Source organism: Frankia sp. AiPs1, from assembly GCF_023716945.1.
Taxonomy (GTDB): domain Bacteria; phylum Actinomycetota; class Actinomycetes; order Frankiales; family Frankiaceae; genus Frankia.
Genome location: NZ_JAMQQF010000957.1, coordinates 1 through 1,311, shown reverse-complemented (window position 1 = coordinate 1,311; position 1,311 = coordinate 1). Strand labels below are relative to the sequence as shown.

Annotated in this window: 2 protein-coding genes; both read left to right on the top strand. The window is 75.1% G+C overall.

The window, feature by feature from the left end; all coding sequences use genetic code 11:
• Positions 1-554, top strand: a 554-nt coding sequence (locus ND748_RS32160) for a glutamate ligase domain-containing protein (RefSeq protein WP_285903001.1), incomplete at its 5' end; no start/stop codon positions are given.
• Positions 555-670: 116 nt separating this feature from the next.
• Entirely contained in the window at positions 671-1,192 is a 522-nt protein-coding gene (locus ND748_RS32155) for a nitroreductase/quinone reductase family protein (protein ID WP_251750037.1), read from the top strand.
• Positions 1,193-1,311: the final 119 nt, after the last annotated feature.

Genomic DNA, 1,311 nt, shown 5'->3' with positions numbered 1-1,311 from the left:
GCCCGCACCGGTCGGCTGCCACACTGGTCCAGGCCGGCCCGCCCGCTGCGCGCTCGCAGCTGCGGCCGGCGGCCGCCGGCGCCAACCCGGTGGGCGAGTGGAGCCTGGAGATCATCGATGACTACGCCCACCATCCGACCGAGATCCGGCTGACGCTCGCCGCGGCCCGCTCCCGGGCTCGCGGGCGGGAAGTGTGGGCGGTGCTCCAGCCGCACACCTACAGCCGGTTCGCCGCGCTGCTCGACGGCTTCGCCACCGCCTTCACCGACGCCGACCGCGTCTACGTCACCGACATCTACGCCGCCCGGGAGACCGACGACCTCGGCCGGCACCCGACGGATCTGGTCGAGCGGCTGGCCGGGCCCGCGGCGGTCGGCTACGTGCCCTGGCCGGAGCTGGTCGACCGGCTCGCCGCGGACGTCCGGGACGCCCTCGACGGCCCCGTCCCCGCCGCTGCGGCCGGCGGCATCCTGCTGCTCACCCTGGGCGCTGGGACGATCACCACGGTCGGGCCGCGGCTGCTGGCGGCGCTGGACGAGCCGCCGGCGGGCTGACGCCGACGCGGCGGCACCCGGCCTGATCCTCCCGGCCGTGACGCTGCGTCGATGGTTGACTGCCGCAACACGCCCACCGCCGGGACGACCGGCGGCGACCGGTGAGGATCAGGTAGATGGCCGACACTCAGGACCCGCGCCGCCCCGGCTTCGACATCGGGGCGGTCAACCAGACCGTGATCGCCGAATACCGAGCCACCGGCGGAGCACTGGAGAAGACGCTGCCGGGCTCCCGGCTCGTGCTGCTGACGACAACCGGCCGGCGCAGCGGGCGGGAACACACCACGCCGCTCGGCTACGTCACCGACGGCATCCCGGCTGGCGAGAGCCAGGCCGACAGCACGGGGCAGGCCGACAGCACGGGGCAGGCCGGCGCGAGCGGCCGCGGCCGCATCATCGTGTTCGCGTCCAACATGGCCGCCCCGGAGCATCCGGACTGGTATCGGAACCTGACGGCCAACCCCAAGGTCACCGTCGAGCTGGGGGTCGACCGCTTCCCCGCGGTAGCCTCGACCGCCACCGGAGCGGAGCGCGAACGGCTCTACCAGGCACTGGTCGAGACGATGCCCGGCATCCGTGGCCACCAGGAACAAGTCGCCCGCGAGATCCCCGTCGTGGTCCTGGCCGCCCAGAGCTGACCTGCGCCGCCGGGCGGCGCCGGGGCCAGCGGCCAGTGGCCAGTGGCCAGTGCAGCGACCGGGGCCAGCGGTCAGGCCGGCCAGCGGTCAGCGCAGCGACCGGGGCCGTCAGGAGGCGG